Genomic DNA, 23,346 nt, shown 5'->3' on the forward strand with positions numbered 1-23,346 from the left:
CAATGGCCTCCACCTCGGCGACGGTGAACACCGATTCGGTGGACAGCCGGGCGGGCACCGCGACGGGGGCGTCTCGGGATGCGCGCGGCGGGAGGCTCCGGCGGGCGGCGACCACGGCCGAGGCGCCGGTCCGTTCCGGACCCGTCGGCACCGGCGGCGCCGGCCGGTCGGGGGCGTCGTAGCCGTACTCGTCCGTGTCGTCGTCATCGTCGGTGATGGCCGGGGCGGCTTCGTTACCGGCGCCGGTGAGCGCCCGGACCTGCATCTCGGCGTGCCGTTCCCGGCTGGCCCGGTCGGGGATCAGAATGGAGACGACATAACCGAGCACGAACGACAGCGGAATGGACACGACGCCCGGGTTGCTCAACGGGAAGTACTGGAAGTCGTGGTCCTTGAGCATCGACGTCTTCTCGCCGGAGACCGCCGGAGAGAGCGCGATCAGCGTCACCGAGGAGATGAGTCCGGCGTAGATGCTGGCCAGCGCGCCCGCCGTGGAGAACCCCTTCCAGAACAGCGAGTAGAGGATCGTCGGCAGGTTCGCCGAAGCGGCCACCGCGAAGGTCAGCGAGACCATGAAGAGAATGTTCTGGTCCTTGGCGAGGATGCCCCCGGCGATTCCTACCGCGCCGATCCCCACCGCGCCGAGGCGGGCGACCATGATTTCCTTGCGCGGCTCGGCATTGCCGTGCTTGATGATGCTCGCGTAAATGTCGTGGGCGAACGACGCGGACGCGGCGATCGTCAGCCCGGCGACCACCGCGAGAATCGTCGCGAACGCCACCGCGGAGACGATGCCCAGCAGGATCTCGCCGCCCAGCTGGTAGGCCAGCAGCGGCGTCGCCGCGTTCGACTTGCCCGGTGCGTTGGCCATCGCGGCCGGGTCGACCATGCCCCCGGCCGCGTACCCGACCACCATCGCCGCGGTGAAGAACCCGCCGATGAGCCAGATCGCCCAGGAGATCGAGCGGCGCGCCTGCCGCGCGTCCGGAACCGTGTAGTACCGCATCAGCACGTGCGGCAGCGCGGCGGTGCCCATCAGGAACGCCAGCGCCTGGGAGAAGAAGTCCAGCGTGGAGGTCGGGCTCGCGCCGTACTGCAGCCCGGGGATGAGGATCGCCTCGCCGTGCGGGTTCCGCTCGGTGGCGGCGCCCAGGAGCGAGCTGAGGTTGAAGCCCTCCCGGCCCAGCACCCAGGTCATCAGCACCAGCGTGGTGACCATCAGCAGCCCGGCCTTGATGATCTGCACCCAGGTGGTGCCGCGCATTCCGCCGAGCAGCACATAAACGGTCATGAGGGCGCCGACACCGATGATCGCCAGCGCCTGGCCGTACTCGCTGGTGATACCCAGCAACAACGCGACCAGCACGCCAGCCCCGCCGATCTGGGCGAAGAGGTAGGACAGCACGACGGTGATCGTGGACAGCGCCGCCGCCACCCGGATCGGGCGCTCGCGCAGACGCAGGATCAGTACGTCGCCCATGGTGAAACGGCCGACGTTGCGGATTGCCTCGGCGACCAGCAGCGCGGCCAGCCAGCCCACCAGCGCGCCGATACAGTACAGAAATCCGTCGTAGCCGTAGAAGGCGATCGCGCCCGAGATGCCCAGGATGGCCGCCGCCGAGAGAAAGTCACCGGCCAGGGCGATTCCGTTCTGCGCGCCGGTGAACGCGCGGCCGGCGGAGTAGTAGTCCGCGGCCGAACGATTGCTCTTGCTCGCTTGCCGGACCACCACCAGAGTGACCAACGCGAAAACCAAGAAGATGCTGATGTTCACCGTCGGTGAGCCGACTCCGGCCGCCAGCGGTGTCGCTGGATTCATGTCAGGTCCCCCTGCTGATCTTGTGCGGCCACGAAGCGGCCGGCCGCCCGCGAGGCCGTGCCACCAAGCTTGATCTCCGACGAGCTGTTTGGCGCTCATCTTCATTGCGTGACCGGCCGGCTCAACGACCCGCTTTGCGGTTGAGTGACGGCGGTCGATTCGCGCCGAGAAACTAATCCGAACGCTTATCAATGCCGTTTCGCCTGGTGGTTACCGGTAACGCTGTGCACAACATATCCACATGACTTCACCCTTGTGGGTGGCGTTCACTCTTACGTTCGGCCGATATAGCGGTCGAATCTCACGGTAGCGGTCGGGTGCGACGCGTGTTGTCACTCGTACGTGGCGTAACGTCCCCTGTACGTGGTCCGGTAGAAAAACCAGCCACGCTCACACTCGCTCCCCGGGAGAGGTCATGGCATGCGACGTGCGGCGTCGGGTTTCTCGGCGAGATGGATCTTGTTCCGAACTCCATCTCCGCCTGTCGGACGACGGTTTGGTGGATCGACGACACGGTAAGGCGCGGAGTCGGGTATCCGCGCCGAGTCCGGTCCGTCCGGCCAATGGCTAGAAAGGTGCGTCGAACGTGGTAAGTGATAACGCGGTCAGCGATTGCGACTCGTCCGCTCCGAGCGGGTCCGAGCCGGAACGCATGCCGCTGGTCGCCGAGCTCTACATCGCGCTGTACACGGCGTCACGCGCCATGAACGGCTCCTATCGCCCGCTGCTGGCCTCCCTCGGGCTGACCCACACCCAGTACCTGGTGATGCTGGTGCTCTGGGAGCGGCGGGTGGTCACCGTCGGCGAGCTCGGAGACCGGCTGCACCTCAGCTCGGGAACCGTGTCGCCGCTGCTCGCGCGCCTCGAGCACGCCGGGCTGATCAGCCGGCGCCGCCGGCTGGACGACGTGCGCGCCGTGGAGGTGTTCGCGACGCAGAAGGGGATGCGGCTGCGGGTCGCGGCCGACGAGGTGCCCGCCGTGATAGCGCGGGCGGCCGGGCTGACGCCGACCGAGATCGCCGAGCTCCGCGACGCCCTGCAGGTCATGACGATGCGGCTCAGCGTGGCGGAACTGTAGGACGCGACGGGTCCGCTCGCCCACAAGTGCCACTTTGAAGTCGGTCGTCAATCTTTAGTAACTTCTTTTCCGGAGCGGCGTTGGGCGGGGCAGGCCGGTCCGGCGCGGACCCCGGCGACATTCCCGGGGCTGATGGTTGCCGGACCACGAGGGACATTGAGGAGGTGGGCTTGCATTGCTTCGGCGAAGCAAGCTCGGGGTACTGGCGCTCACCGCCGTGGTCGGCGTGGGCCTGGTGTTCGTCGCGCACCCGGTCTTCGCGGACCAGGGCGCGTCGGGGACCGGCGAGCGCCGGCCCGGGCCCGCGTTGCTCTACGACGGCCCGGCGAAGGCGCCGATGCTGGAGAACACCGGGATCTGGCGGGCCGCGCCGACCGGGGTGTGTCATTCCAGCGCGTACCGCGACGGTGAGTACGTGCACCAGGGCTGCATCTACGACGACCAGGGCGGCGGCAACCAGTACCGCTGGCCGGTCGACGCGCTGCTGCGCACCTACACCTATCCGGAGGACCCCGAGTACCGGCGCAACGTGGCGGACATCCTCGAGGTGCGGGTCAGGCCGCAGCCCTCGGAGACGGCGTTCCGGGTCACGTTCAACACGATGACCAACCCCGACCTGTACGCGCTCACCCTCGCCCTGGGCAACTCCGACCGGCCGATGGAGGTGCCCCACGGCGCCAACACCGTGATGCCGGCGAAGACGTTCGTCACCGTGCACGGCTCGGAGGGCGACATCACCGACGCCGCGTCCGGCCGCCGGCTCGACGAGAAGCCCACGGTGACGGTCGACAAGGAGCGGCGCCAGGTGGAGATCCGGGTGCCGCACTCGGTGTTCGACCCGCACGGCAAGGAGCGCATCGCGGCGGCCGCCGGGCTCTGGGACCGCTCCGGCGGCGGGTACCTGGTGCCCCAGGCCACGGCGGACAGGACGCATCCCGGCGGGGCGGTGCTCGGCGACGCCCACCCGTCGGCGTTCTTCGACAGCGCGTTCCGGTTCGACGAGCCGTTCGAGGCGCCCTACCTGGACAACGACCAGCGCCGGGCGATCGCCAAGGGCGACCTGAGCCCGTTCCACGCCGACGTCGACTTCGACAAGCTGGCCAACAACGTCAAGGACAACAGCGGGATCCCGACCAAGGGGTACATCACCCGCGTCTACGCCAGCCAGTTCGAGAAGGAGCAGGGCAGGCGGCTGCCCAGCGACCCCGGCGGCCCTGGGGCCGGCGCCGGCACCCAGCAGGGCGGCATCCTGACCGGCCTCGGGAAGGGCTCGAAGGGCCGGCCCAGCCTGCAGTTCGGCTGGCCGTGCCGGGACGACTGCGTGCCCGACCTGCCGGGGCGGATGCAGCGCTACAAGGTGTTCGTGCCGGACGCACCACCGCCCAAGAGCGGCTACGCCTCGCTGGTCTGGACCAACGGCTACGCGCTGGGCGCCGGCGACGACGTCGCGGGCGAGAAGGACCTGTTCCACGCGTTCGCCGAGCGGCCGGGCAACCCGACGATGGTCATCGACGTGGACGCGCGCGGCAACGACCAGTGGGGCTACGGCGAGGGCGGCGCTGCCATCTTCGAGGCGCTCGCGGACGCCCGGCGCCACTTCGACCTGGACAGGGACCGCACCGCGATGGGCGGGTTCTCCAGCGGCGCGTACATGGCCAACAAGATGTCGCTGAGCTTCCCGGACGTGTTCAACCGCGCGTTCATCTGCGACGGCCTGGACGTCGCGCCGTCCTTCCCCGGCATCAACGGGCTGACCGACGTGCTCCCGGTGGACACCCTCACCAAGCACGAGCCCGGCTCGAAGATCACCCCGATGCTGCCGAGCCGGCGCAACCAGCCGGTCATGGAGTGGGGCGGCCTCAACGACGACTTCATCCCGCTGTCCATCACCCAGGAACGCGCGCGTGCGTACGCCAAGGGCGACTACGACTACGAGTTCATCAGCTGGATCGGGGTCGCCGCCGAGCACCTGGTGCAGTGCAAGAACGGCATGTGGCCGCTGGTGACCAAGTGGATGGGCGACGAGCCGAGGCCGAAGAACCCGCACCACGTGACCTTCGTGCGCAACCCGTACATGGACGACCCGCGCTCCGACCTGGTCGCCGACCACGCGTACTGGCTGTCCAAGATCGCGGCGTCGGACGCCAAGAAGGTCGGCCTCATCGACGTGGTCACCCACGGCCTCGGCGTCAAGGACGCCCCGGTGCCGCCCAAGCACGGCCCCGGCCCCGGCCTCAGCACCGGCACCGTGATCCCGGTCAACCCGTACCTGCGCGAGTACCGGCACCTCAAGGACCCGGTGCCGGCGCCGACGCTGAACGAGCTGGACATCACCGCCAGCGACATCAACGAGATCACCGTCGACCCCAAGCGGGCCGGTGTCGGCTGCGACGCGAAGCTGAACACGAAGACGAACCGCGACCTGACGGTGCACCTGCTCGGCTGTGACCGGTCGGACAAGATCGAGGGCACGGGCGGCTCCGGCGAGATCACCCCGTACAACCCGCCCGACCCGCTCAAGGGCGTCGAGCTGCCGAAGGGCACGCCGCTGCCGGCGGAGGTGGGCAACCTGCCCCAGCCCCCGCTGACCGACCTGCCACCGCTGCGCTTCCCACCCAACACGGACAACCCCAGTCCGTCATCGGGGAGCTGAGTCACCGACCGCTCCATCGGTGACTCCTTGAAGAGGCGGCGCCGGATCCTCCTGTGTCCGGCGCCGCCTCGCTGCACGCTGCGCCGCGTCGAGGATCGCCTCGACGGCGGTGTCGTAGATCGCCTTCTCGTCGACGCTGCTCAGCTCGCCGGCGTGGCCCCGGGCGACGGGGTAGTCCTCGTCGGGAAGCCGGGCGTAGATCCGGGTCCACGCCGTGTCGTCCTTGGCCCTGACCTCGGGGTCCAGCGAGCCGAGCGCGGCGGAGTGCGCACACAGCCCGAGGGCGGTGTCCACGAAGGTCCGGTAGAACAGCACCGCCTCGGCGGGGGCCAGGCCCGAGCGGGCGAAGCAGGCGAGCATGAGCTCCACCATCCGCCGCTCGCTGGGTCCGCCGGTGGTGCGCGCGAAGGTCAGGGCGGTGATCGCCGGGAGGCGGGTCTGGATCCGCCAGGTGCTCTCGGCGATCCGGTGCAGCGTGTCCCGCCACGGCTCGTCCTCGGGCACCTCGCCGATCTCGTCGAGCGCGAGCTGGATGGTGCGCTCGCACAGCGCGAGCAGCAGCTCGTCCTTGTCCCGGAACAGGCGGTAGAGCGCCGTCGCGTCGACGTTGAGCTCCTGGCCGAGCCGGCGCATGGTGAGCCCGGAGACGCCCTCCCGCTCGGCCAGCTCGAACGCGGCGTTCACCGCCGCCTCCAGCCGTAGGCCTCGGCGTTCCCGGCGGCTGGCCATCTGTTTCGGCATGGATCTCCTCGGTCGCCGCCCTCAATTTGACCAACATAGATGACAACGGCGTTGCCAACGGTGTTGACCACATCGATGTGAAAGTGGTTTCGTGCTTCCCGTCACCCTCAAGGAAGCAGGTGTCTCACATGAGTCGGCATCTCCGCCTCGCCCTCGTCCAGGCCGCCGCCGAGACCCCGGAGCGGTTCGCCGAAGGGCTGCGATCGCGGATGAGGTCGCCGAACGCCGCCGAGCTGGTCGTCTATCCCGAGCTGCACCTGTGCTCGCTCGGGATGGACACGATGTCGACCGAGGAGCTCTACGACGCGTACGCCGAACCGCTGGACGGCCCGCGCGGGAAGGCGCTCGGCGAGCTGGCCCGCGAGCTCGGCATCTGGCTGATCCCGGGCACCGTGCTCGAACGCGCCGACGACGGCCACGTCCACAACACCGCGGTCGTCTACAACCCGGCCGGCGACCTTGTCGCCGGCTATCGCAAGATCTTCGTCTGGCGCCCGTACGAGCCGATGCGCCCCGGGCGTCGGTTCGTCGTGTTCGACATCCCGGGCAGGGGCCGGGTCGGGCTGTCCATCTGCTACGACTCCTGGTACCCGGAGGTGACGCGGCACCTGGCCTGGATGGGGGCCGAGCTGGTGGTCAACCTCGTGCAGACCCCGACGGCCGGGCGCGCGCAGGAGCTGCCGCTGAACCAGGCGAACGCGATCGCCAACCAGGTGTGGGTGGCCAGCGTGAACGGCGCCGGCCCGACCGCGGTGGGCAGGAGCCTGCTGATCGACCCGGAGGGTGCCGTCCGCGTCGAGGCGACCGGCCCGGAGGACGCCACCCTGCTCAGCGTGGTCGACTTCGACCGCGTCGCGGCGGCCCGCAAGTTCGGCACCAGCGGCGACTCGTGGCCCTGGGACCAGTTCCAGCGCGGCGACACCCCGCTGGAGCTGCCGCTCTACAACGGCCGGATCGACCCGGCCACCTGGCGTCCCGCGATCTCACCCGACACCCCGGCCGACCTGCGCCCGGCCGGCCCGGTCGTCCACGAGCGCCCCTCGGCGCCGGAGGCCCGGCGGTGAGCGGCGCGCCGGTCAGGCTGGCCACCACCCTCTCGCTCACCTCCGTGGTGATGTTCGGCCTGGCGTACATGGCGCCGAGCCTGGTGGTGGTCATCTTCGGGATCATCTCCGCCGCCAGCTCGGGCGCCGCCACCACCGCGTTCGCCCTGTCCACCGGCGCCATCCTGCTCACCGCGCTCAGCTACGCGAAGATGGCCAGGCACTACCCGGTGTCGGGGTCGGCCTACACCTATGCGCGCCGGCTGCTCGGCTCGCCCGTCGGCTTCCTTGTCGGCTGGGGCGTGCTGCTGGACTACCTGTTCCTGCCGATGGTCGCCTGGCTGACCCAGGCGCTCTACCTCAACGCGTCGTTCCCTCAGGTCCCGGTCTGGGCCTGGATCCTGCTCAACGCCGCGCTGACCAGCTCGATCAACATCGCCGGCGTCGTGCTGGCCGACCGGGTGAACCGGCTGCTGACCATCGCGGCGGTGACCCTCGTGGTGGTGTTCGCGGCGTACTGCCTGGTCTACCTCGGCCATCACCACCCGGCCTCGTACAGCGCGCCGGTCTGGAACGAGCACAGCACCGTCACCGGGATCTCCGCGGCGGCGGCGATCGCCGCGTACTCCTACCTCGGGTTCGACGCGGTCACGACCCTGTCGGAGGAGACCCGCGACGCGGCGCGCACGATCCCGCGAGCCGTCGTCCTGGTGGTCGCCATCGGCGGCACGCTGTTCGTCGCGGTGTCCTACGTCATGCAGCTCGTGCACCCCGGCGGCCAGTTCGCCGACGAGCAGATCGCCGCGTACGCGATGTCGGTCCAGATCGGCGGCCAGGCCTTCGCCGACTGGCAGAACCTCGCCAGCATCGTCGCCGGGTTCGGGTCGTGCCTGGCCGTGCAGCTCAGCTCGAGCCGGCTGCTCTACATCATGGGCCGCGACGGTGTGCTGCCCGGGCGGGTGTTCGGGCTGCTCAACGCGAGGACGAAGACGCCGGTCGTCTGCATCCTGCTGACCGGAGCGATGTGCCTGATCGGGCTGGGGCTCTCGCTCGAGACCGCCACGTCGTTCATCAACTTCGGCGCGTTCACCGCGTTCACCGCGGTGAACATCTGCACCATTGCTTACTTCGTCCGCAACCGGCGCGGCGCGGGGGTCGGCGTGCTCGGGTACGTCGTGGTGCCCGTGCTGGCCGCGTGCGTGACCGTCTACATGATCACCCAGCTCAGTGCCGCCGCGATCACCATGGGGGTGTCCTGGATGATTGCCGGGGCCGTCTACCTGGTCTGGCTCACCCGGGGGTTCCGGCGGCCGACCCCCGAGCTGGGCATGGACGCGCCGGAGGCGGACGGCGTCAGGACGTCCGGTTCATGAGGCCGCTTTCCCAGGCCCAGGCGGCGATTCCGACGCGGTTGCGGACGCCGAGCTTGGTTTGGATGTTGGTCAGGTGGCTTTTGACGGTGCTGAGTGAGATGTAGAGGCTGGCGGCGATCTCGTGGTTGGTGTGGCCGGCGGCGATGGCCATGATCACTTGTTTTTCGCGCTCGGACAGCGGCCGTGCGGGTTGGGCCGGGGGTCGGGTGGTGGCCGGTGCGAGGTGCTGGAGCAGCCGCGGGGTGATCGACGGTGAGAGCAGGGCGTGGCCGGTGCTCGCGGCGCGGACGGCCTCGATGAGCAGGGTGGGGCCGGCGTCCTTGAGGATGAAGCCGACGGCCCCGGCGCGCAGCGCGCCGTAGACGTAGTCGTCGAGGTCGAAGGTGGTCACGATGACCACCTTGAGCGGGTCGGCGACGCCTGGGCCGGCCAGTGCGCGGGTGACCTCGACGCCGTCGAGGTTCGGCATCCGGATGTCGACCAGGCAGACGTCGGGGCGTAGCCGTCGGGCCTGGGCAACGGTGTCGGGGCCGTCGGCGGTCTCGGCGATCACGGTGATGTCGGGTTGGTCCTCGAGGATCAGCCGCAGGCCGCCTCGGACCAGCGCCTGGTCGTCGGCGATGAGGACGGTGATGCTCACCGAGGGTGTCCCGGCGGGACGGGCAGGGTGGCGCGCACCGACCAGCCCGCGTCGGGTTGGGGGCCGGCGTGGAGCGTGCCGCCGAGGGCTTCGACGCGTTCGCGCATTCCGACCAGGCCGAACCCGCCGCGGTGGTGGTGTGCTCGTGGTCCTGGTGGGGCGTCGTCGGTGACCTCGACGGTGAGGGTGTGCGGGTCGTGGGTGACCTCGACGGTGGCCGCTTGGGCGTGCGGGGCGTGGCGGGCGATGTTGGTGAGGGACTCCTGGACGATCCGGTAGACGGTGGTGGCCACTTCCGGGGGCAGGGTCGGGTGCTCGGCGGGCAGGTTGAGGCGCACGGCGGGTCCGTGCCCGTCGAAGCGGCGCACCAGTTCGGTGAGCTGCTCGGCTCCGGGGGCCACGGGGGTGTGATGCTCCTCCGTGCGGAGCACGCCGACCACGCGGCGCATGGCGGCCAGCGCGTCGGTGCCGGCGGTCTCGATGTCCGTCAGGGTGTCGCCGAGTGCCTCGGGGCGCTTGCGGGCGAGGATCCGGCCGGCCTGGGCCTGCAGGATGACGCCGGTGATGCTGTGCGCGACGACGTCGTGCAGCTCCCTGGCCAGCGTGAGGCGCTCTTCGCGGCGCACCGTCTCGGTGGCTTCCCGGTGGCGTTGGTCGATGAACCGCAGCCACAGCCCCACCCCGAGGGCGACGCACCAGGCCACGATCCCGGCCTCGAGCTGGGCGTAGGACGTCCCGGAGCTGGCCGGGGTGAGCCATCCCGCCGGCAGCACGACGACCCCGGCGGCGACGAGCGCGGCGAGCGGCGCGGGTGCCGCCCGGACCGAGGAGCCGGCGAGCACCAGCAGCGCCAGGGTGGCCGCGAGGCCCGGCTCACGGGGCAGGTCGGCGAACCGGGCGACCAGACCGGCGACCCCGCCGGCGACCAGGCCGACGGCCGCCGCCCACACCCGGTGGCGCTCGCGCAGCAGGGCGGCCCCACAGACCACGATCCCGGCGCAGACTCCGAGCACCCAGTGCCGGCCCTGGTTCGCGACCTGGAACGCCGTACCGGCCAGGACCACGGCGAACGCGAGCCCGAGCCCGGCGTTGACCAGGGTGCCGAACCGCCTCGCCGACGGATCCGATGCGTTCACCCCGCTCACGTTATGCACTCCCCGCCGCGCTCCGTACTGGCCGAAAGAACGATCCGTGGTGGCCCGAACCCGTCCGACGGTCGATGTGACCACCGCACCGCGCCCTGCAAGCTCACCGCCCGTGACTCACATCTATTGGCACGTCCTCGACAGCCTCGCTCCGCTCGCCGACCCGGCCTCGCCGACACCGGACGAACCCAACCAGCCCGGCGTGCTGGTCTACCTCACCTGGATCTTCGCCGCGGCCGTCGTCCTCGCCGTCCTCTACCTCGCCGCCCGCTACCTCCTGAAACTGACCCGTGGCCGGTCCGGCAAGACCGGGGGTGCGTAACACGTTCCTCGCTCCAACAGCACCACAATATTCGGGACGGGGAAATGATGGGGGTTTTCTCAGGGTAGGTCCGGATATCCGGGGCGGGCGGCGGCGGGCAGGGTTTGGAGCGTTGTTTCCGACCTGGTTTCTGGAGTTATTCAATGGAATTGCCGCGACGGCTGTGCTCGGCCGCGACGGTGGGGTTGCTGTTCTCGGTTCTCTTTCTCGTCGTGCCGCCGATCCCGGCCGGCGCCGCCCCGGCCCCGGTGGGGGTCGGGGTGGACGAGGAGGAGGTCTCCTTCGCCGGCGGGAACGGCCTCGTGCTGCACGGAACGGTGGTGACCCCCAAGGGCGCCGCCGGGCCGCTGCCGGCGCTGGCGATGGTCGCCGGGTCCGGAGTGGGTGTGCGGCAGTCCCATCGGAAGGAAGCGGAGGCGTTCGCCCGTCACGGCGTGGCGACGCTGATCTACGACAAGCGCACGGTCGGCTACTCCGCGGCGCACCGTTCGTACCCGCTGCTGGCCGAGGACGCCTTGGGGGCGGTGCGTTTTCTGCGCGGCCACGCCGGGGTCGAGCCGACGCGGGTCGGGCTGTGGGGGTTGAGCGAGGGCGGCTGGGTCGTCCCCCTCGCCGCCGCGCACTCGTCCGACGTCGCGTTCTTGGTGACGGTCGGGGCATCCGGCCTCAGCCCGGCCCGCCAGCAGGCGTGGGCCGACGAGAACCAGTTGCGGCACAACGGGATCGCCGGGTCGTTCGTCGACACCCTCGCGGTCAAGCTGCCCCGGGTCGTCGCCGGGAGCCTCGCCGCGCCCGGCGACACCCCCAGAGACTATGACCCGGTGCCGACGTGGGAGCGGGTACGACAGCCGGTCCTCGCCCTGTGGGGTGCGCTCGACCAGGACGCTCCGCCTCAGGAGAGCGCGCACATCATCCAGGCCGCGCTGGACCGGGGCGGCAACCCGCACCACACGGTCCGCTTCCTGCCCGGCGCCGAGCACGCCTTGCACCGCACCTCGGACGGCTTCAACAAGTCCAAGTCCGCCGACTTCGCCCCCGGCTACCTCGATCCGGTGGCATCCTGGATCAACGGCCTGGCCTCCGGGCTGCCGTCGCCACATGCGGACCCGGCGCCCCACCAGGACCGCCTGAGCACCGCGCAAGTCCCGCCGGCGTGGTACGAGTCCCTGTGGGTGCAGCTCGCGGTGGTGGCGGTCTTGGTCGTGGTCTTCGCCGGCTACCTGGTGACCGGCCGTGGGCGGGGTGCCGTGGTGCGCCCGGCCCGGTGGCTGTCGGTCGCCGGACTGGCCACCGTGCTGGGGTTCGCGGCCTACGCGGCGACGCTGGTCCTCTCCGGGGCCGAGGATCCCGGACCACTCCTGGCCGGGCGCCCGCTGCCCTGGTTGGCCCTGCAACTCCTGGCGGTCAGCGCGGTCGCCGCCGCCGTGGTCACCGGAGTGGCGTGGTGGCGATGCCGGCGTGAAACAGCCGCAACCACCCACGTCCAACTCGGTGCGCTGTCGGCCGGAGTCGCGATCCTTCTGCCGTGGGCGCTGCACTGGGGCCTGCTGACACCATGACCCGGCCGACGTCGCACAACACGAAACAATGACCGACGCTGGTCAAAGCTCAACGGCGGAATCACGATCGGCGTTGCCGACCCGTTCGTTGATCTGGACGCGCAGCTCGGCGACGGCGTTGTCCAGCAGGTCGAGGAAAGCGACGACAGCGGGTGGTGTGGCGAGCCCGCGCGGGGTGGCGGCGTAGACCGCGCGGACCGGTGCGTCATCGGGATGCAGCGCGGCGAGCACGACGTCGGGGCGGGTGGCGGCGACGGCGAGCGACGGGATGAGGGTGATGCCCAGGCCCGCCGCGACCAGCCCCTGCCTGGCTATCCACTCGGCGGCCACCAGCGTGACGCGGGGGCGGAACCCGACGCGCAGGCTCGCGGTGATCAAGGTGTCCTCGATGCGGCCGCTGCCCGCGACCCAGCGCTCCTCGGCCAGCTCGGCGAGCCGGAGTACGCGCCGGTGGGCGAGTGGATGGGTGGTCGGCAGCGCGACGAACATGTGATCGTCGATCAGGTGCCTGAGCTCCAGCCGATCGGTGTCGAACGGCCGGCTCGGTGCGGTGCTCAGGACCGCGACGTCCACCGCACCCGCGTGCAGGCCGGCCACGTGGTCAGGTGTGAAGCCCTCCGAGAGCGTGACGGTGACCTTGGGGTAGGCCGCGTGGAACGCCGCCATCGCGTGGGGAACGAGCATGGCGTCCGCGGTGCCGAACGCGCCCACCCGCAGGTGCCCGCCGGCGAGGTCGCGGAGCGCGGCAAGGTCGTCTCGGGCGGCACCGAGCCGGTCGAGTATCGCCTCGGCATGGGAGAGCAGGCACTGACCTTCGGCCGTGAGGCGCACTCCGCGCGGCAGCCGGTCGAACAACGTGGCACCGGTCGCGCCTTCCAGCGCCGAGACCTGTCGCGAGATCGCCGACTGGGTGTAGCCCATCGCCTCGGCCGCGGCGGTGAACGATCCGCGCTCGGCAACCTCGCGGAAGACTTCCAACCAGCCGGTGTCCACCACGCCTCCCTGCCATGCGAGATACGCATGGTACCCCTGCGAGATCATCGCTGGTCGCATCGATCGTGACGGGCTTAGCGTGGCGACGAAGCCGCACAGGAGAGGAAGACCAGAGCCGTGCCCAGACGAGAGACTGTCGTTCCCGAGGACATGAAGGACGTTCCTGAGCGGTTTCGGTATTCGCCCGCCGTGAAGGCTGGGCCTTTCCTGTTCATGGCCGGTCAACTGGGGCGCGACGAGCATCTGAACGTGGTCAAAGACAAGGAGGCACAGTTCACTCGGGCGTTCGAGAACGTCGAGAAGGTGCTGAGTGCGGCTGGGGCTACGTTCGACGATGTCGTGGACATGATCACGTACCACACGGACATGCGAGACCTGCAGCTCTTCATCAAAGTGAAGGATCGGTACTTCACAAATCTCGACCGGCTACCGACCTGGACCGCGCTCGGCGTGGCCGCCCTGGCCATGCCGGGCCTGTTCGCCGAGATCAAATGCACGGCGCTCCTGCCTGATTGATCTCCCGCCGAACTAGCGTATGTGCGGCGGTCGCGGGATTCGCCGCAGCGTGCGGCCGAATGGCAGACACGCCAGACCGATCGCACCTACGCGCAGTAATAGGAACGCGCCGAGGGCGACGGCCAACCCCAAGATCATCACCGCTCGGCCCGGTCCACGCTCTTTGCAACTGTGTCGCTCTGGTAGATACCAACTAGGCTGGGCCCAGCAGAAGTAGCGAGTCTGGACAATCGCGATGCCTTCAGTATGTTGAGCTCGATGAACGAGCTCGCCTTACGGGCGATCAGTATGTGACCGCGATTGCAATTTGTCTGAGAACCTCACAAGATCGATCGGCCGGCCGTGGCACCTTTCGAAACGCCTACCGCTTCCGCACGAGCATGAGCGGAGCGCATCTGCTCCTCCGAAAACAGGCAGACCGGAGTCGTTAACCAGATCCAATTCAAGTTCTGAGAGTGACGTGCTCGATCCATCTGGTAGCAGGGAAACTATGTCTGCGGGTGCTGTCTTCGAGTTCGGCGAGTTTGAGCCATTCGTCGAGCACGTGGCCTAACGACACGGCGGAGGACGGACCGCGTGCCTTCTCGGCCTCGGCGACGAGGCGGTTGCGGGCCTTACAACGTGTCGCCTCGTCGGGGCCGGGGACGGGTCTCTCGGAGGTAGAACAGGCTTTCCGGTTTGCGAGGGCTGGGCTGGCGTGGACGCGGGGCGGAGCGACTTGCCACAGGTTTTCGATGTCGCGTTGAGGGCGCTTGTCGGCTGGCCGAGCGGCTGCCGTGGGCATGAGTTGAAGGGGTAGCTCAGGTCCACGAGCATGCCCAGAGATCGTTTGCAAAGTAGCGATCAGTACCATCTGCGCTGGTCACGCTGTGTGGGGCAGGTGGGACTCGAACCCACGACCTGACGGATTATGAGTCCGCTGCTCTGACCGGCTGAGCTACTGCCCCGGGTGGATGTGGTGGTTAGCCTAAGCGGTCGGCTGGGCGAGTGTGGCGGCGAGGTAGGCGCGTAGGACGGTCTTGAGTTCGGTGACGGCGGTCGGGCGCTCGGCGTCGTCGGCGGAGATGATCGGCGCGAGCATGGCCTGGAAGACGCGGATCATGGTGTGGGCGGCGCGGTCCTGGGCGGCGGCGGGGAGGTTGCGGGCGGCCAGCATGGCGCGCAGGCGGCCTAGTAGGGCGGACTGGATGGGTTCGGTGGCGTCGACCAGGCCCGGGGGCATGTCGGGGCGGGCGAAGAGGGCCTTGAAGCCGGGGTTGGCGACGTTGAAGGCGACGATCGGGTCGACGATGCGGTCGATGGCCTCGTCGAGGGTTACGGCGGCGAAGTCGGTGGTCTCGAACGCCTCGTGGTGGGCGGCGCGCATGTGGGTGACGAAGCGGTCGGCGAGGGCGTGCGCGATCGTCTCCTTGCTGGCGAAGAACTGGTAGAGCGAGCCGGGGGAGATGCCGGCCTCGGCGGCGATCGCGTTGGTGGTGGCCTTCTCGTAGCCGGCGCGCGCGAAGACCCGGCCGGCGGCGTCCAGGATCTCGCCGATCCGCCGTTCCCCACGGGCCTGTCGACGTCGCGGTCGTGCCTGGTCGGCGGGCATGTCGGGCTCCTTGATCGCGAACACGGCAACGAACATGGTGGCGAACGCGAGCGTTTGCTCGTATCTTGGCGGACGGCGGGCGAATACGAATGCTTGCTCGTAAAAACTACCAAGGAGAGCCATGCTCGGCAGGCTGGTGGTGCGGCGTGCGCGCTGGGTGGTGGGGATCGGCGTCCTGGTCATGGTGGTCGCCGGCGTGGCCGGCGGGTCGGTCGTCGACCTGCTCTCGCTGAACAGGTTCGAGGCGCCGGGGTCGGAGTCGATGCGCGCCCGCGAGGCGCTGGCCGACGGGTTCGGCACGGCCAGCCCGAACGTGGCGCTGCTGGTCACCGCGACCGAGGGCGGCGGCGTGGACGACCCCGAGGTCGCGGTGGCCGGGCGGGCGCTGACCGAGCGGCTGGCGGCATACCCGGGGGTCGGTGGCGCGTGGTCGTACTGGAGCCGTGGCGGGCCGGCCACGTTGCGCAGCGTGGACGGGCGCCGGGCGATGGTGCTGGCCTGGGTGCCCGGCGACGCCGACCGGGTGCGCCGCGACGTGCTGCCGGGGCTGGTGCCGAGGTTCGCGCAGAACGGCCCGGTGGTCAGGGTCGAGGTCGGCGGCGGGGACGAGGTGTTCCGCAACGTCATGGTCCAGGCCCGGCGGGACTTCGTGCGCGCCGAGCTGGTGGTGCTGCCGCTGGCGTTGCTGCTGCTCTGGCTGGTCTACCGGCGGTTCGTGGCCGCCGCGCTCACCCTCGGGGTCGGGGTGTTCGCCGTGCTGGGCTCGCTGGCGCTGCTGCGGGCCGTCGTCGAGCTCGTGGAGATCTCCACCTTCGCGGCGAACATCTCGCTGGTGATGGGCATCGGCCTGGGCGTGGACTACGGGCTGTTCATGATCTTCCGGTTCCGCGAGGAGCTGCGCGGCGGCGCCGAGGTGCCGGTCGCGGTGGTCAGGACGGTCCGGACGGCCGGGCGGACGGTGCTGTTCAGCGGCCTTACGGTGGCCGCGTCGCTGGCCGTGCTGTTCGTCTTCCCGTTCCCGTTCCTCAGCTCGTTCGGCTACGCCGGCATCGCGGTGGTGCTCGCCGCCGTGTGCGCAGCCACCGTCGTGCTGCCGGCCGCGCTGGCGCTGCTCGGGCACCGGGTGGCGCGTCGGCGGCACGGGCTCGCGCAAGAGGCGCAGGGAGTGTGGGGCCGGATCGCCGGGGCGGTGGTGCGCCGGCCGGTGGCGCTCGGCGGCGCCGCGCTGGTCGTCGTGTTGGCGTTGGGCGCGCCGTTCCTCGGAGTGCGCTTCGGCCTGCCGGACGACAGGGTGCTGCCGGGCTCGGCGTCGGTGCGCCAGCTCTACGACCAGGTCAGGGCCGGTTTCGTGGCCGAGGAGGCGGACGCTGTCATGGTGGTCGCGGCGGGCCGGGCGGCGGACCCGGCCGCGACCGGCGACTACGCGGCGGCGCTGTCCCGGTTGGACGGCGTGGTCAGGGTCGACTCGGCGGCCGGGTCGTACGCGGCGGGAGCGCCCACCGCAGGCCCGACCGGCGTCAACTACGCGAACGCCACCGGCACCTGGCTGTCGGTGGTGGTCGACTCGCGGCGGCTGGAGGCGGACCCGACAGGCGTGGTCGGCCAGGTGCGGGCGGTGCCGGCGCCGTACCCGGTGCTGGTCGGCGGCTATCCGGCCGAGCTGACCGACTACCGCGACGGAGTCGCCCAACGGCTGCCGCTGGTCGCGCTGCTGATCGTGCTCGTCACGTTCGCTGTGCTGTTCGGCATGACCGGCAGCCTGGTCGCGCCGGTCAAGGCGGCGGTGCTCAACCTGCTGAGCCTGTCGGTCATGTTCGGCACGCTGGTGTTCGTCTTCCAGTGGGGCAACCTGGCCGGCGTGCTCGGCTTCACCCCCACCGGATCGATCGAGCCGAGCATCCCGATCCTGATGTTCTGCATCGCGTACGGGCTGTCCATGGACTACGAGGTGCTGCTGCTGTCCCGGATCAAGGAGGAGTACGACCGCACCGGCGACCCGGTGGGCTCGGTGCCGGCCGGCATCGCGCGCAGCGCCCCGCTGGTCACCGCGGCGGCCGCCATCCTGGCCATATCGTTCCTGGCCTACGCCACGGGCGAGGTGGTGTTCCTGCAGCAGCTCGGGGTGGGCACGGCGGTCACGGTGATCGTGGACGCCACGCTGATCAGGGGGTTCCTGGCGCCGGCGGCGATGCGGCTGGCCGGCCGGGCGAACTGGTGGACGCCCGGGAGCCCGCGGTGGCCGCGCCGGTCAGCCGGTGGGGACCGGGCGGCGCTGCAGCGCGTTGATCACGGCGTCGAGTAGGCCGGGGAAGCGGTCGTCCATGGCGTCGCGGCGCAGCCTGACCACGCGCGTGCGGCCCTCGACGGTCGTGGCGGTCACGCCGGCCTCGCGGAGCACCCGGTAGTGGTGCGACACCGTGGACTTGTGCAGGTCGATGCCGTCGCACGTCTTCGTGCAGTTCTCCGGGCCGCCGGCGGCGAGCCGGGCCACGATCTCCAGGCGTGCCGGGTCGGACAGCGCGTGCATGACCTGCGCCAGCTCGATGTCCTCGGTCGCCGGGTGCCACGGTGCACCCATCACGTCACCTGCGCTCTCGCTTGTTCCGGTGCTCACATGGTTGGACGAACTTCAAACTAGTGAGTAGTTTGATAGTCACCCAACCATCTCCAAGATAGCAAGAGGGCGAGTCGACTTGCTGACACGCACACGTCGCCCCGGGACGGTAGCCACGGACGGCCACCGCACGTCCGGGCTCTCGATGTCCGCGCGTACCTACCTCCTCGCCGGCGGCGCCTTCGCTGTCGGCACCAGCGCGTACGTGGTATCCGGCGTGCTGCCGCTGGTCAGCGCCGACCTCGGCGTGTCCATCGCGGCCGCCGGGCAGCTCGCCACCGCGTTCGCGCTCAGCTACGCGGTGGGCGCCCCGATCCTGGCCACGCTCACCGGCCGGTGGGAACGGCGCACGCTGTTGTTCGTCGCGCTGCTGGTCTCCGGGTTCGGCAACGCGCTGGCCGCGGTGGCTCCGAACTACCCGCTGCTGGTGGCGGCGCGGATCATCGGCGCGTTCGGCGCGGCCGTGTACACCCCGGCCGCCACCCTGTTCGCCACCGGGCTGCTGCCGCCGGCCGAGCGGGGGCGGGCGGTGGCCCGGGTCTTCGGCGGGTTGACGTTCGCCCTGGTCCTGGGCGTGCCGGCGGGCACGCTGCTGGGTGGCAGCCTCGGCTTCCGGGGTGTGTTCGGGCTGATCGCGCTGATCTGCGTGGCGGTCGCGGTGGCGGCGTGGCGGCTGCTGCCGAAGGTCGACCCGCCGCCCCAGGTGAGGCTGCGCGAGCGGTTCGCGGTCGCGGCCGACCGGCGGGTCCTGACGGTGCTGACGATCACGGTGCTCGGCGTGCTCGGCACCATGACCGTGTTCATCTACGCCGTCCCGCTGCTGGGCGCGACGGCCGGGGTGAGCGGGGTGGTCCTGAGCCTGGTGCTGTTGGCGTACGGCGTGGGCGGGATGCTCGGCAACGCGCTCGCCGGCCGCTTCACCGACCGCTTCGGGTCCACCCGGACGCTGCTGGTGGCCACCGTCGGCGTCGTGGTCGTGATGGCGACGTTGCCGCTGACCGCGACCACGGCGGTCGGGGCCGGGCTGGCGTTCTTCGTCTGGGGCGCCACGGCGTGGGCGTTCAACCCGCCGCTGCAGAACATCCTGCTCGAGCTCTCGCCGGCCGGCGGCCTGCTGCTCTCGCTGAACGCCTCGGCCATCTACTTCGGCTCCGGGGTGTCCGGCGTGGTCGGCGGGGTGGTGCTCGGCCTGTCCGGGCCGACGCTGCTGCCGGTGGTCGGTGCCGGGCTCGCCGTGGTGGTGCTGCTGCTGGTCGTGCTGCTGCGCCGGATCGTCGGCGCCCGGCTGGCCAAGCCGTCCCGCACGCTGTAGCCGGTGAGCGCCGCGAGCGCCAGCCCGAAGCATGCCGAGGCGAGCAGCCCGAGGCCGATCGCCGCCAGCACCTGAGCCACCCTGCCGGCGACCAGCTCGTGCAGAACCCACCGCCCGAGCACCAGGGCGGGCAGCATCGCGGCGGTGGCCAGCCCGACCTGGCGCAGCCGCCGGCGGTCGAGCAGCCGCTCCGGGCGGATGGCCGCGCGCACCCGCCGCAGCCCGAGCACCGCCGCGACCGCCTCGCCGACCAGCACCCCGCAGCACAGCGCGACCAGTCGGGGCTGGCCGGCCGGGAGCGCCAGGCTGGCCGCGCCGATGGCCAGCCGGATGGCCAGCGTGACGGTGCTGAACAGGCGCGGGCCGGTGTCGTCGAGGCGGGCGAACAGGGCCTGGCGGCCGATCTCGTTGACCGCGTTGGCGAACGTGGCGACGGCGAACACCGCCACGCAGGCCGCCATCCAGCCCAGGATCTCCGGGTTGCGCAGCCTGCCGTTGGCCAGCACCGCCGCCGCCGGCTCGGCGAAGGCCAGCAGCAGGCAGGCGGCCGGCAGGCTCGCGGTGACGGCCAGCGACAATGCCTGGCGCCAGGCACCGGCGAACCGGGAGGTGTCGTTCCGTTCGACCGCGGCGCTCATCCCGGGCAGCGCGGCGACCGTGACGGCCTTGGCGCCGAGCGCGCCGACCACGAAGTACACCGAGATGCCGGCCTGGAACACGAACGTGCCGCCGGGGACGGTGGCCGCGAAGGCCAGCATGCCGAACATGGACGCGGACGGGAACGCCGCCACGATCACCGACCGGCGCAGCCGCCGGGTGACGTCGCGCGCCGCCCGGTCCGTCCGCCAGCCGCGCCGCAACCGGATCGGCAGCCCGACCCGGTGCGCGCCGAACAGTTGGGCGCCGGCGTGCACGGCCACCGACGCGGTGGAGCCAAGGCCCATGAGCAGCACCATGCCGACGGGGATGTCGGCCACCTCCGGGCCCGGCCGATAGCACAGCTCGACGGCCGCCATGGTGGCGATCAGGCCCAGGTTCTCGACAGCGGGCGCGGCGGCGGCCAGCGCGAACCGACCGTGCGCCTGCTGCACCGCGACGCCGATGCCGGCCAGCGTGTAGCAGACGACCTGGGGCGCGACGAACAGCACGACCAGGATGGTCAGCCGCCAGGCCTGCTCGCGGACCTGGCCGTCCGGGATCCCGGCGGTGAGCGCCAGCGCGAGCAGCGGCGAGGCCAGCGCGAGCGCCCCGGCGGCCGCCGTCGCGACGGTGACCAGGTAGCCGGTGACCTTGGCTACCAGGTCGGCCGACGCCCGGGGGTCGGCCAGCGACCTGACCAGCACCGGCACCAGCACCATGGCCAGCACCGGCCCGGCCATGGCGGTGTAGGTCAGGTTGGGGACGCTGTTCGCGGCCAGGAACGCGTTGGCGAAGAACGTCGGCCCCAGCACCGCGCCGATCACGACCACCCGCAGCAGCCCGGTGACCCGGCTGACCATGGTCCACGCCGAGACCGTCAGCGAACCTCGGGCCGTGCTCGGCCGCTGGGTGTCGATCACGCGGCCAGTTTGGCGCGCAGCAGACCGAACGCCCGGGCGGCGGTGTGCCGGGACCGGATCACGGCCGGCAGCGGGTCGCGGCGGGAGGCCACCGCGAACACCGGGCGGGTCAGGTACGGGCGGACGAACCTGCGCACGGAGTAGTCGGCACGCCGCAGGTAGCTGGGCGCCGCCCGCAGGTCGCGGGTGATGTCGATCCAGTGCACGCCCTCGGCGTAGTCCCGCTGCGCGGGCGTCTCGCCGTACATCCGGTGCAGGTACTCCAGCCTGGGGAAGTTGACGCCGGCGCGGATGGCCAGCTGGGCCGACAGGTTGTGCCGGGCGTTGACCTCGATGAGCTTGTACAGCCCGTCCCGGGGGTCGCGCTTGAACTCGACGTTGGCGTAGCCGAGGTAGCCGAGCGCGGCGAGCAGCCGCCGCCCGGCCTCGGCCAGCTCGGGGATCTTGCGGCTGACCACCACCGACGGCGAGCCGGTCTCGGCCGGCGAGTTACGGATCTTGGCGGCGGTCAGGTCGACGCAGCCGCCGTCCCAGGCGTAGGCGTTGTAGTTCGCCCCGCACAGCTCGTCACCGGGGATCAGCTCCTGGATGAGCACGTCGAAGCCGGCCTCGCGGGCCTCCCGGTAGTGGGTGAGCGCCTGCGCCGCGCCGTCCACCCTGGTCCACTTGCGGCCGAAGACCGCCTTGTAGCGGTGGCTGACGGTCGGCTTGAGCACGGCGGGGAACTTCGCCTCGGCGGTGAACCTGTCCAGCTCCTCGGGGGTGTCCAGCACGAACCCGACAGGCGCCGGCACCTGGTGGGACCGCGCGAGCCGGTAGGTGGACGGCTTGTCCAGGCAGTTCGCCACCACGTCCGGCGGGGGCGCGGCGAGCACGTAGCCGAGCCCGGCCAGCCGCTGGGCGTGCGTGGCGACGGCGGCCACCGAGGTGTCCGAGGGCGGCACCAGCAGCGCGCCGGGGAAACGCTCGGCCAGCCGCTCCAGGGTGGCCAGGAACAGCTCCGGCTCCTGCTCGGGATGGGCGCATCCGACCACCTCGCGCACCCACCGGGAGCGGTACCCCATGTCGCCCCGGTGGTAGCGCAGCACCACCACCGGCACCCCCATCGAGCCGAGGGCGCGGATTACCGCCAGGCCCTGCATTCGGCTGCCGATCACGATCGCGGGTTCCACCCGACCCCCTCGCTGCCATGAGAACCGAGGACTCTAGGGGTCCGCCGTGCCGCCCCGGAACGCGGTGCGAAGCAGCCCCTGCACCCGATGCGCGCCCGGAACCTGTCGGGACAGGTCGTAGCCGTGGCGCAGCAGCCGGGGGCCGATCAGCTCGACCGGACGCGGATAGCGGTAGGCCTCGCCGCCGAAGCTCGCCTTGAACTGGTCGGGCCCGGGAAGCTCGGCCGGATCCACCGGCTCTCCGGAGAGCAGCGTGCTCGTCGCCTGCTCGGACAGCCCGCCGAAGTCGAAGTACCGGTAGCCGTTGGCCTTGGCCCACGCGATGGCCGACCACCGCACCGCCGCCGGCGCCCGCAGCTCGGCCGTCGCCCGCGACCTGTCGAACCCGCTCACCCGCGTCTTCAGCACGCCGCCGCACGCGGTCATCAGCGCCGCCGCGACCGGGTCGCCCTCGACCTCGGCGACGAACAGCCGCGCCTTCCCGGACGGGCTCAGCTCGGCGTAGAGCCGGCGCAGGTAGTCCAGCGACAACGGGGTGAACCCCTGCCGCGCGGCCGTCTGTTCGAGCAGCCGCGCCAGCAGCGGCAGGTCGGATCGCCCGCCCATCCGCACCCGCACGCCGCGCTCCGGCCACCGCCGCGTCCACCGCCGCAGCTTGCGGCCCAGCGCGGCGCGCAGCTCGTCGTCGCGCTGGCGCAGGTCGACGCGCATCGACGACCGGGGCGCGATCCCGGCGGCGGACGGCCGGAACCCGAGCGCCGACAGTTCCTCGCCGATGTCCTCGCCACCGTCCGGCGGCTGGACGAACAGCGCGCGCAACCCCAGCCCCGGCAGGTCGCGCAGGGCGGCACACAGCGCGGCGCGCACCGCGTCCCGCCGCGACTCGGTGAAGATCAGTGGTCCGTATGGCAGGTAGCCGATCCCGCCCGCGACCGGCACCCGCTTGCGGAACAGCTGGGCGCCGCCCACCAGCTCGCGGTCGCGGTAGGCCAGCACGAAGCTGGGCTCGAACCCGACGCTGCTGCGCAGCCGGCCCCATTCGAGCTGTTGGGTGACGTCCGCGCCCGGCTGCCGGTCCACCAGCCGCTCCCAGTGCGCGCCGAGCTCGGCATCCAGCCCGGCCCGGCGGATGACCGAGACCGATTGGTCCTCGACCACCGCGGTGGAATTCGATCTCCCTAAATACATTGGCCTGCACCATACATGCGGCTCTCAG

17 protein-coding genes, 1 tRNA gene and 2 pseudogenes are annotated in these 23,346 nt (G+C 71.0%); 9 read left to right on the forward strand and 11 right to left on the reverse strand.

Annotated elements, in window-relative coordinates:
* Window positions 1-223: 223 nt before the first annotated feature.
* A pseudogene (locus N912_RS50840) lies at window positions 224-1,819 on the reverse strand (solute symporter family protein); the annotation flags it as partial.
* Between the two features lie 652 nt (window positions 1,820-2,471).
* Between N912_RS50840 and N912_RS66450 the strand changes: the two are divergent.
* Both N912_RS66450 and N912_RS0109985 read left to right on the forward strand, forming a co-directional pair.
* Window positions 2,472-2,897 carry a MarR family winged helix-turn-helix transcriptional regulator gene (locus N912_RS66450; protein WP_028922311.1) on the forward strand — a complete coding sequence of 142 codons (426 nt, stop codon included), beginning with the start codon at window positions 2,472-2,474 and terminating at the stop codon, window positions 2,895-2,897.
* Window positions 2,898-3,072: 175 nt separating this feature from the next.
* The gene (locus tag N912_RS0109985; protein WP_028922312.1) at window positions 3,073-5,550 is read left to right on the forward strand and encodes a glucodextranase DOMON-like domain-containing protein; all 2,478 of its coding nucleotides are present in this window, start codon (window positions 3,073-3,075) and stop codon (window positions 5,548-5,550) included.
* Here the strand turns inward: N912_RS0109985 and N912_RS50845 are convergent.
* On the reverse strand, window positions 5,536-6,291 hold the full coding sequence (locus N912_RS50845; RefSeq protein ID WP_064745235.1) for a TetR/AcrR family transcriptional regulator: 756 nt from the start codon (window positions 6,289-6,291) through the stop codon (window positions 5,536-5,538). The two genes, N912_RS0109985 and N912_RS50845, sit on opposite strands and share 15 nt — an antisense overlap.
* A gap of 128 nt (window positions 6,292-6,419) precedes the next feature.
* Here N912_RS50845 and N912_RS50850 point away from each other — a divergent pair, with 128 nt between their 5' ends.
* Complete coding sequence (locus N912_RS50850; protein WP_051579995.1) at window positions 6,420-7,355, forward strand: carbon-nitrogen hydrolase family protein; 936 nt, start codon at window positions 6,420-6,422, stop codon at window positions 7,353-7,355.
* Window positions 7,352-8,707, forward strand: a complete 1,356-nt coding sequence (locus N912_RS50855; protein ID WP_037064107.1) for an APC family permease — start codon at window positions 7,352-7,354, stop codon at window positions 8,705-8,707. The genes N912_RS50850 and N912_RS50855 overlap by 4 nt, the downstream gene beginning before the upstream one ends.
* Here N912_RS50855 and N912_RS0110005 read toward each other — a convergent pair.
* The gene (locus N912_RS0110005; protein ID WP_028922313.1) at window positions 8,688-9,347 is read right to left on the reverse strand and encodes a response regulator; all 660 of its coding nucleotides are present in this window, start codon (window positions 9,345-9,347) and stop codon (window positions 8,688-8,690) included. The genes N912_RS50855 and N912_RS0110005 overlap by 20 nt on opposite strands.
* Window positions 9,344-10,483, reverse strand: a complete 1,140-nt coding sequence (locus N912_RS0110010) for a sensor histidine kinase (RefSeq protein WP_084210917.1) — start codon at window positions 10,481-10,483, stop codon at window positions 9,344-9,346. Before N912_RS0110010 ends, N912_RS0110005 begins: the two co-directional genes overlap by 4 nt.
* A gap of 121 nt (window positions 10,484-10,604) precedes the next feature.
* Here N912_RS0110010 and N912_RS0110015 point away from each other — a divergent pair, with 121 nt between their 5' ends.
* Both N912_RS0110015 and N912_RS0110020 read left to right on the forward strand, forming a co-directional pair.
* Entirely contained in the window at window positions 10,605-10,814 is a 210-nt protein-coding gene (locus N912_RS0110015; RefSeq protein ID WP_028922315.1) for a hypothetical protein, read from the forward strand.
* 143 nt (window positions 10,815-10,957) lie between these two features.
* On the forward strand, window positions 10,958-12,373 hold the full coding sequence (locus N912_RS0110020) for an alpha/beta hydrolase family protein (RefSeq protein WP_084210781.1): 1,416 nt from the start codon (window positions 10,958-10,960) through the stop codon (window positions 12,371-12,373).
* A gap of 42 nt (window positions 12,374-12,415) precedes the next feature.
* On the opposite strand, the gene N912_RS50860 is transcribed toward N912_RS0110020, so the two are convergent.
* The gene (locus N912_RS50860) at window positions 12,416-13,366 is read right to left on the reverse strand and encodes a LysR family transcriptional regulator (protein ID WP_051580266.1); all 951 of its coding nucleotides are present in this window, start codon (window positions 13,364-13,366) and stop codon (window positions 12,416-12,418) included.
* A gap of 117 nt (window positions 13,367-13,483) precedes the next feature.
* Between N912_RS50860 and N912_RS0110030 the strand changes: the two genes are divergently transcribed.
* Window positions 13,484-13,882, forward strand: coding sequence for a RidA family protein (locus N912_RS0110030; protein WP_028922317.1), 399 nt, complete (start codon window positions 13,484-13,486; stop codon window positions 13,880-13,882).
* Window positions 13,883-14,754: 872 nt separating this feature from the next.
* On the opposite strand, the gene N912_RS0110035 is transcribed toward N912_RS0110030, so the two are convergent.
* Window positions 14,755-14,829, reverse strand: a tRNA-Ile gene (locus N912_RS0110035).
* Window positions 14,830-14,849: 20 nt separating this feature from the next.
* The gene (locus tag N912_RS50865; RefSeq protein ID WP_211261203.1) at window positions 14,850-15,509 is read right to left on the reverse strand and encodes a TetR/AcrR family transcriptional regulator; all 660 of its coding nucleotides are present in this window, start codon (window positions 15,507-15,509) and stop codon (window positions 14,850-14,852) included.
* Window positions 15,510-15,594: 85 nt separating this feature from the next.
* Between N912_RS50865 and N912_RS50870 the strand changes: the two genes are divergently transcribed.
* Complete coding sequence (locus N912_RS50870; RefSeq protein ID WP_084210782.1) at window positions 15,595-17,775, forward strand: MMPL family transporter; 2,181 nt, start codon at window positions 15,595-15,597, stop codon at window positions 17,773-17,775.
* Here the strand turns inward: N912_RS50870 and N912_RS0110050 are convergent.
* The gene (locus tag N912_RS0110050; protein ID WP_028922318.1) at window positions 17,722-18,051 is read right to left on the reverse strand and encodes an ArsR/SmtB family transcription factor; all 330 of its coding nucleotides are present in this window, start codon (window positions 18,049-18,051) and stop codon (window positions 17,722-17,724) included. The genes N912_RS50870 and N912_RS0110050 overlap by 54 nt on opposite strands.
* Before the next feature lie 181 nt (window positions 18,052-18,232).
* Between N912_RS0110050 and N912_RS61970 the strand changes: the two genes are divergently transcribed.
* Window positions 18,233-19,399, forward strand: coding sequence for an MFS transporter (locus N912_RS61970; RefSeq protein ID WP_084210783.1), 1,167 nt, complete (start codon window positions 18,233-18,235; stop codon window positions 19,397-19,399).
* A gap of 218 nt (window positions 19,400-19,617) precedes the next feature.
* Here the strand turns inward: N912_RS61970 and N912_RS65675 are convergent.
* The 3 genes and pseudogenes from N912_RS65675 to N912_RS0110075 all read right to left on the reverse strand — a co-directional run.
* A pseudogene (locus N912_RS65675) lies at window positions 19,618-20,898 on the reverse strand (lipid II flippase MurJ); the annotation flags it as partial.
* Between the two features lie 56 nt (window positions 20,899-20,954).
* Complete coding sequence (locus N912_RS0110070) at window positions 20,955-22,130, reverse strand: carboxylate--amine ligase (protein WP_028922322.1); 1,176 nt, start codon at window positions 22,128-22,130, stop codon at window positions 20,955-20,957.
* A 33-nt stretch (window positions 22,131-22,163) separates the two neighbouring features.
* Entirely contained in the window at window positions 22,164-23,288 is a 1,125-nt protein-coding gene (locus N912_RS0110075) for a lipid II:glycine glycyltransferase FemX (protein WP_028922323.1), read from the reverse strand.
* Between the last annotated feature and the right edge of the window lie 58 nt (window positions 23,289-23,346).

It is taken from the genome of Actinospineispora acaciae DSM 45401, from assembly GCF_000620785.1.
Classification (GTDB): Bacteria; Actinomycetota; Actinomycetes; order Mycobacteriales; family Pseudonocardiaceae; genus Pseudonocardia; species Pseudonocardia acaciae.

Excerpts from the sequence above, each read along its gene's own strand:
- N912_RS66450 (WP_028922311.1), top strand. The coding sequence starts at position 2,472 with ATGCCGCTGGTCGCCGAGCTCTACATCGCGCTGTACACGGCGTCACGC.
- N912_RS50845 (WP_064745235.1), bottom strand. The coding sequence starts at position 6,291 with ATGCCGAAACAGATGGCCAGCCGCCGGGAACGCCGAGGCCTACGGCTG.
- N912_RS50850 (WP_051579995.1), top strand. The coding sequence starts at position 6,420 with ATGAGTCGGCATCTCCGCCTCGCCCTCGTCCAGGCCGCCGCCGAGACC.
- N912_RS0110020 (WP_084210781.1), top strand. The coding sequence starts at position 10,958 with ATGGAATTGCCGCGACGGCTGTGCTCGGCCGCGACGGTGGGGTTGCTG.
- N912_RS50865 (WP_211261203.1), bottom strand. The coding sequence starts at position 15,509 with ATGTTCGTTGCCGTGTTCGCGATCAAGGAGCCCGACATGCCCGCCGAC.
- N912_RS50870 (WP_084210782.1), top strand. The coding sequence starts at position 15,595 with ATGCTCGGCAGGCTGGTGGTGCGGCGTGCGCGCTGGGTGGTGGGGATC.
- N912_RS0110050 (WP_028922318.1), bottom strand. The coding sequence starts at position 18,051 with ATGGGTGCACCGTGGCACCCGGCGACCGAGGACATCGAGCTGGCGCAG.
- N912_RS61970 (WP_084210783.1), top strand. The coding sequence starts at position 18,233 with ATGTCCGCGCGTACCTACCTCCTCGCCGGCGGCGCCTTCGCTGTCGGC.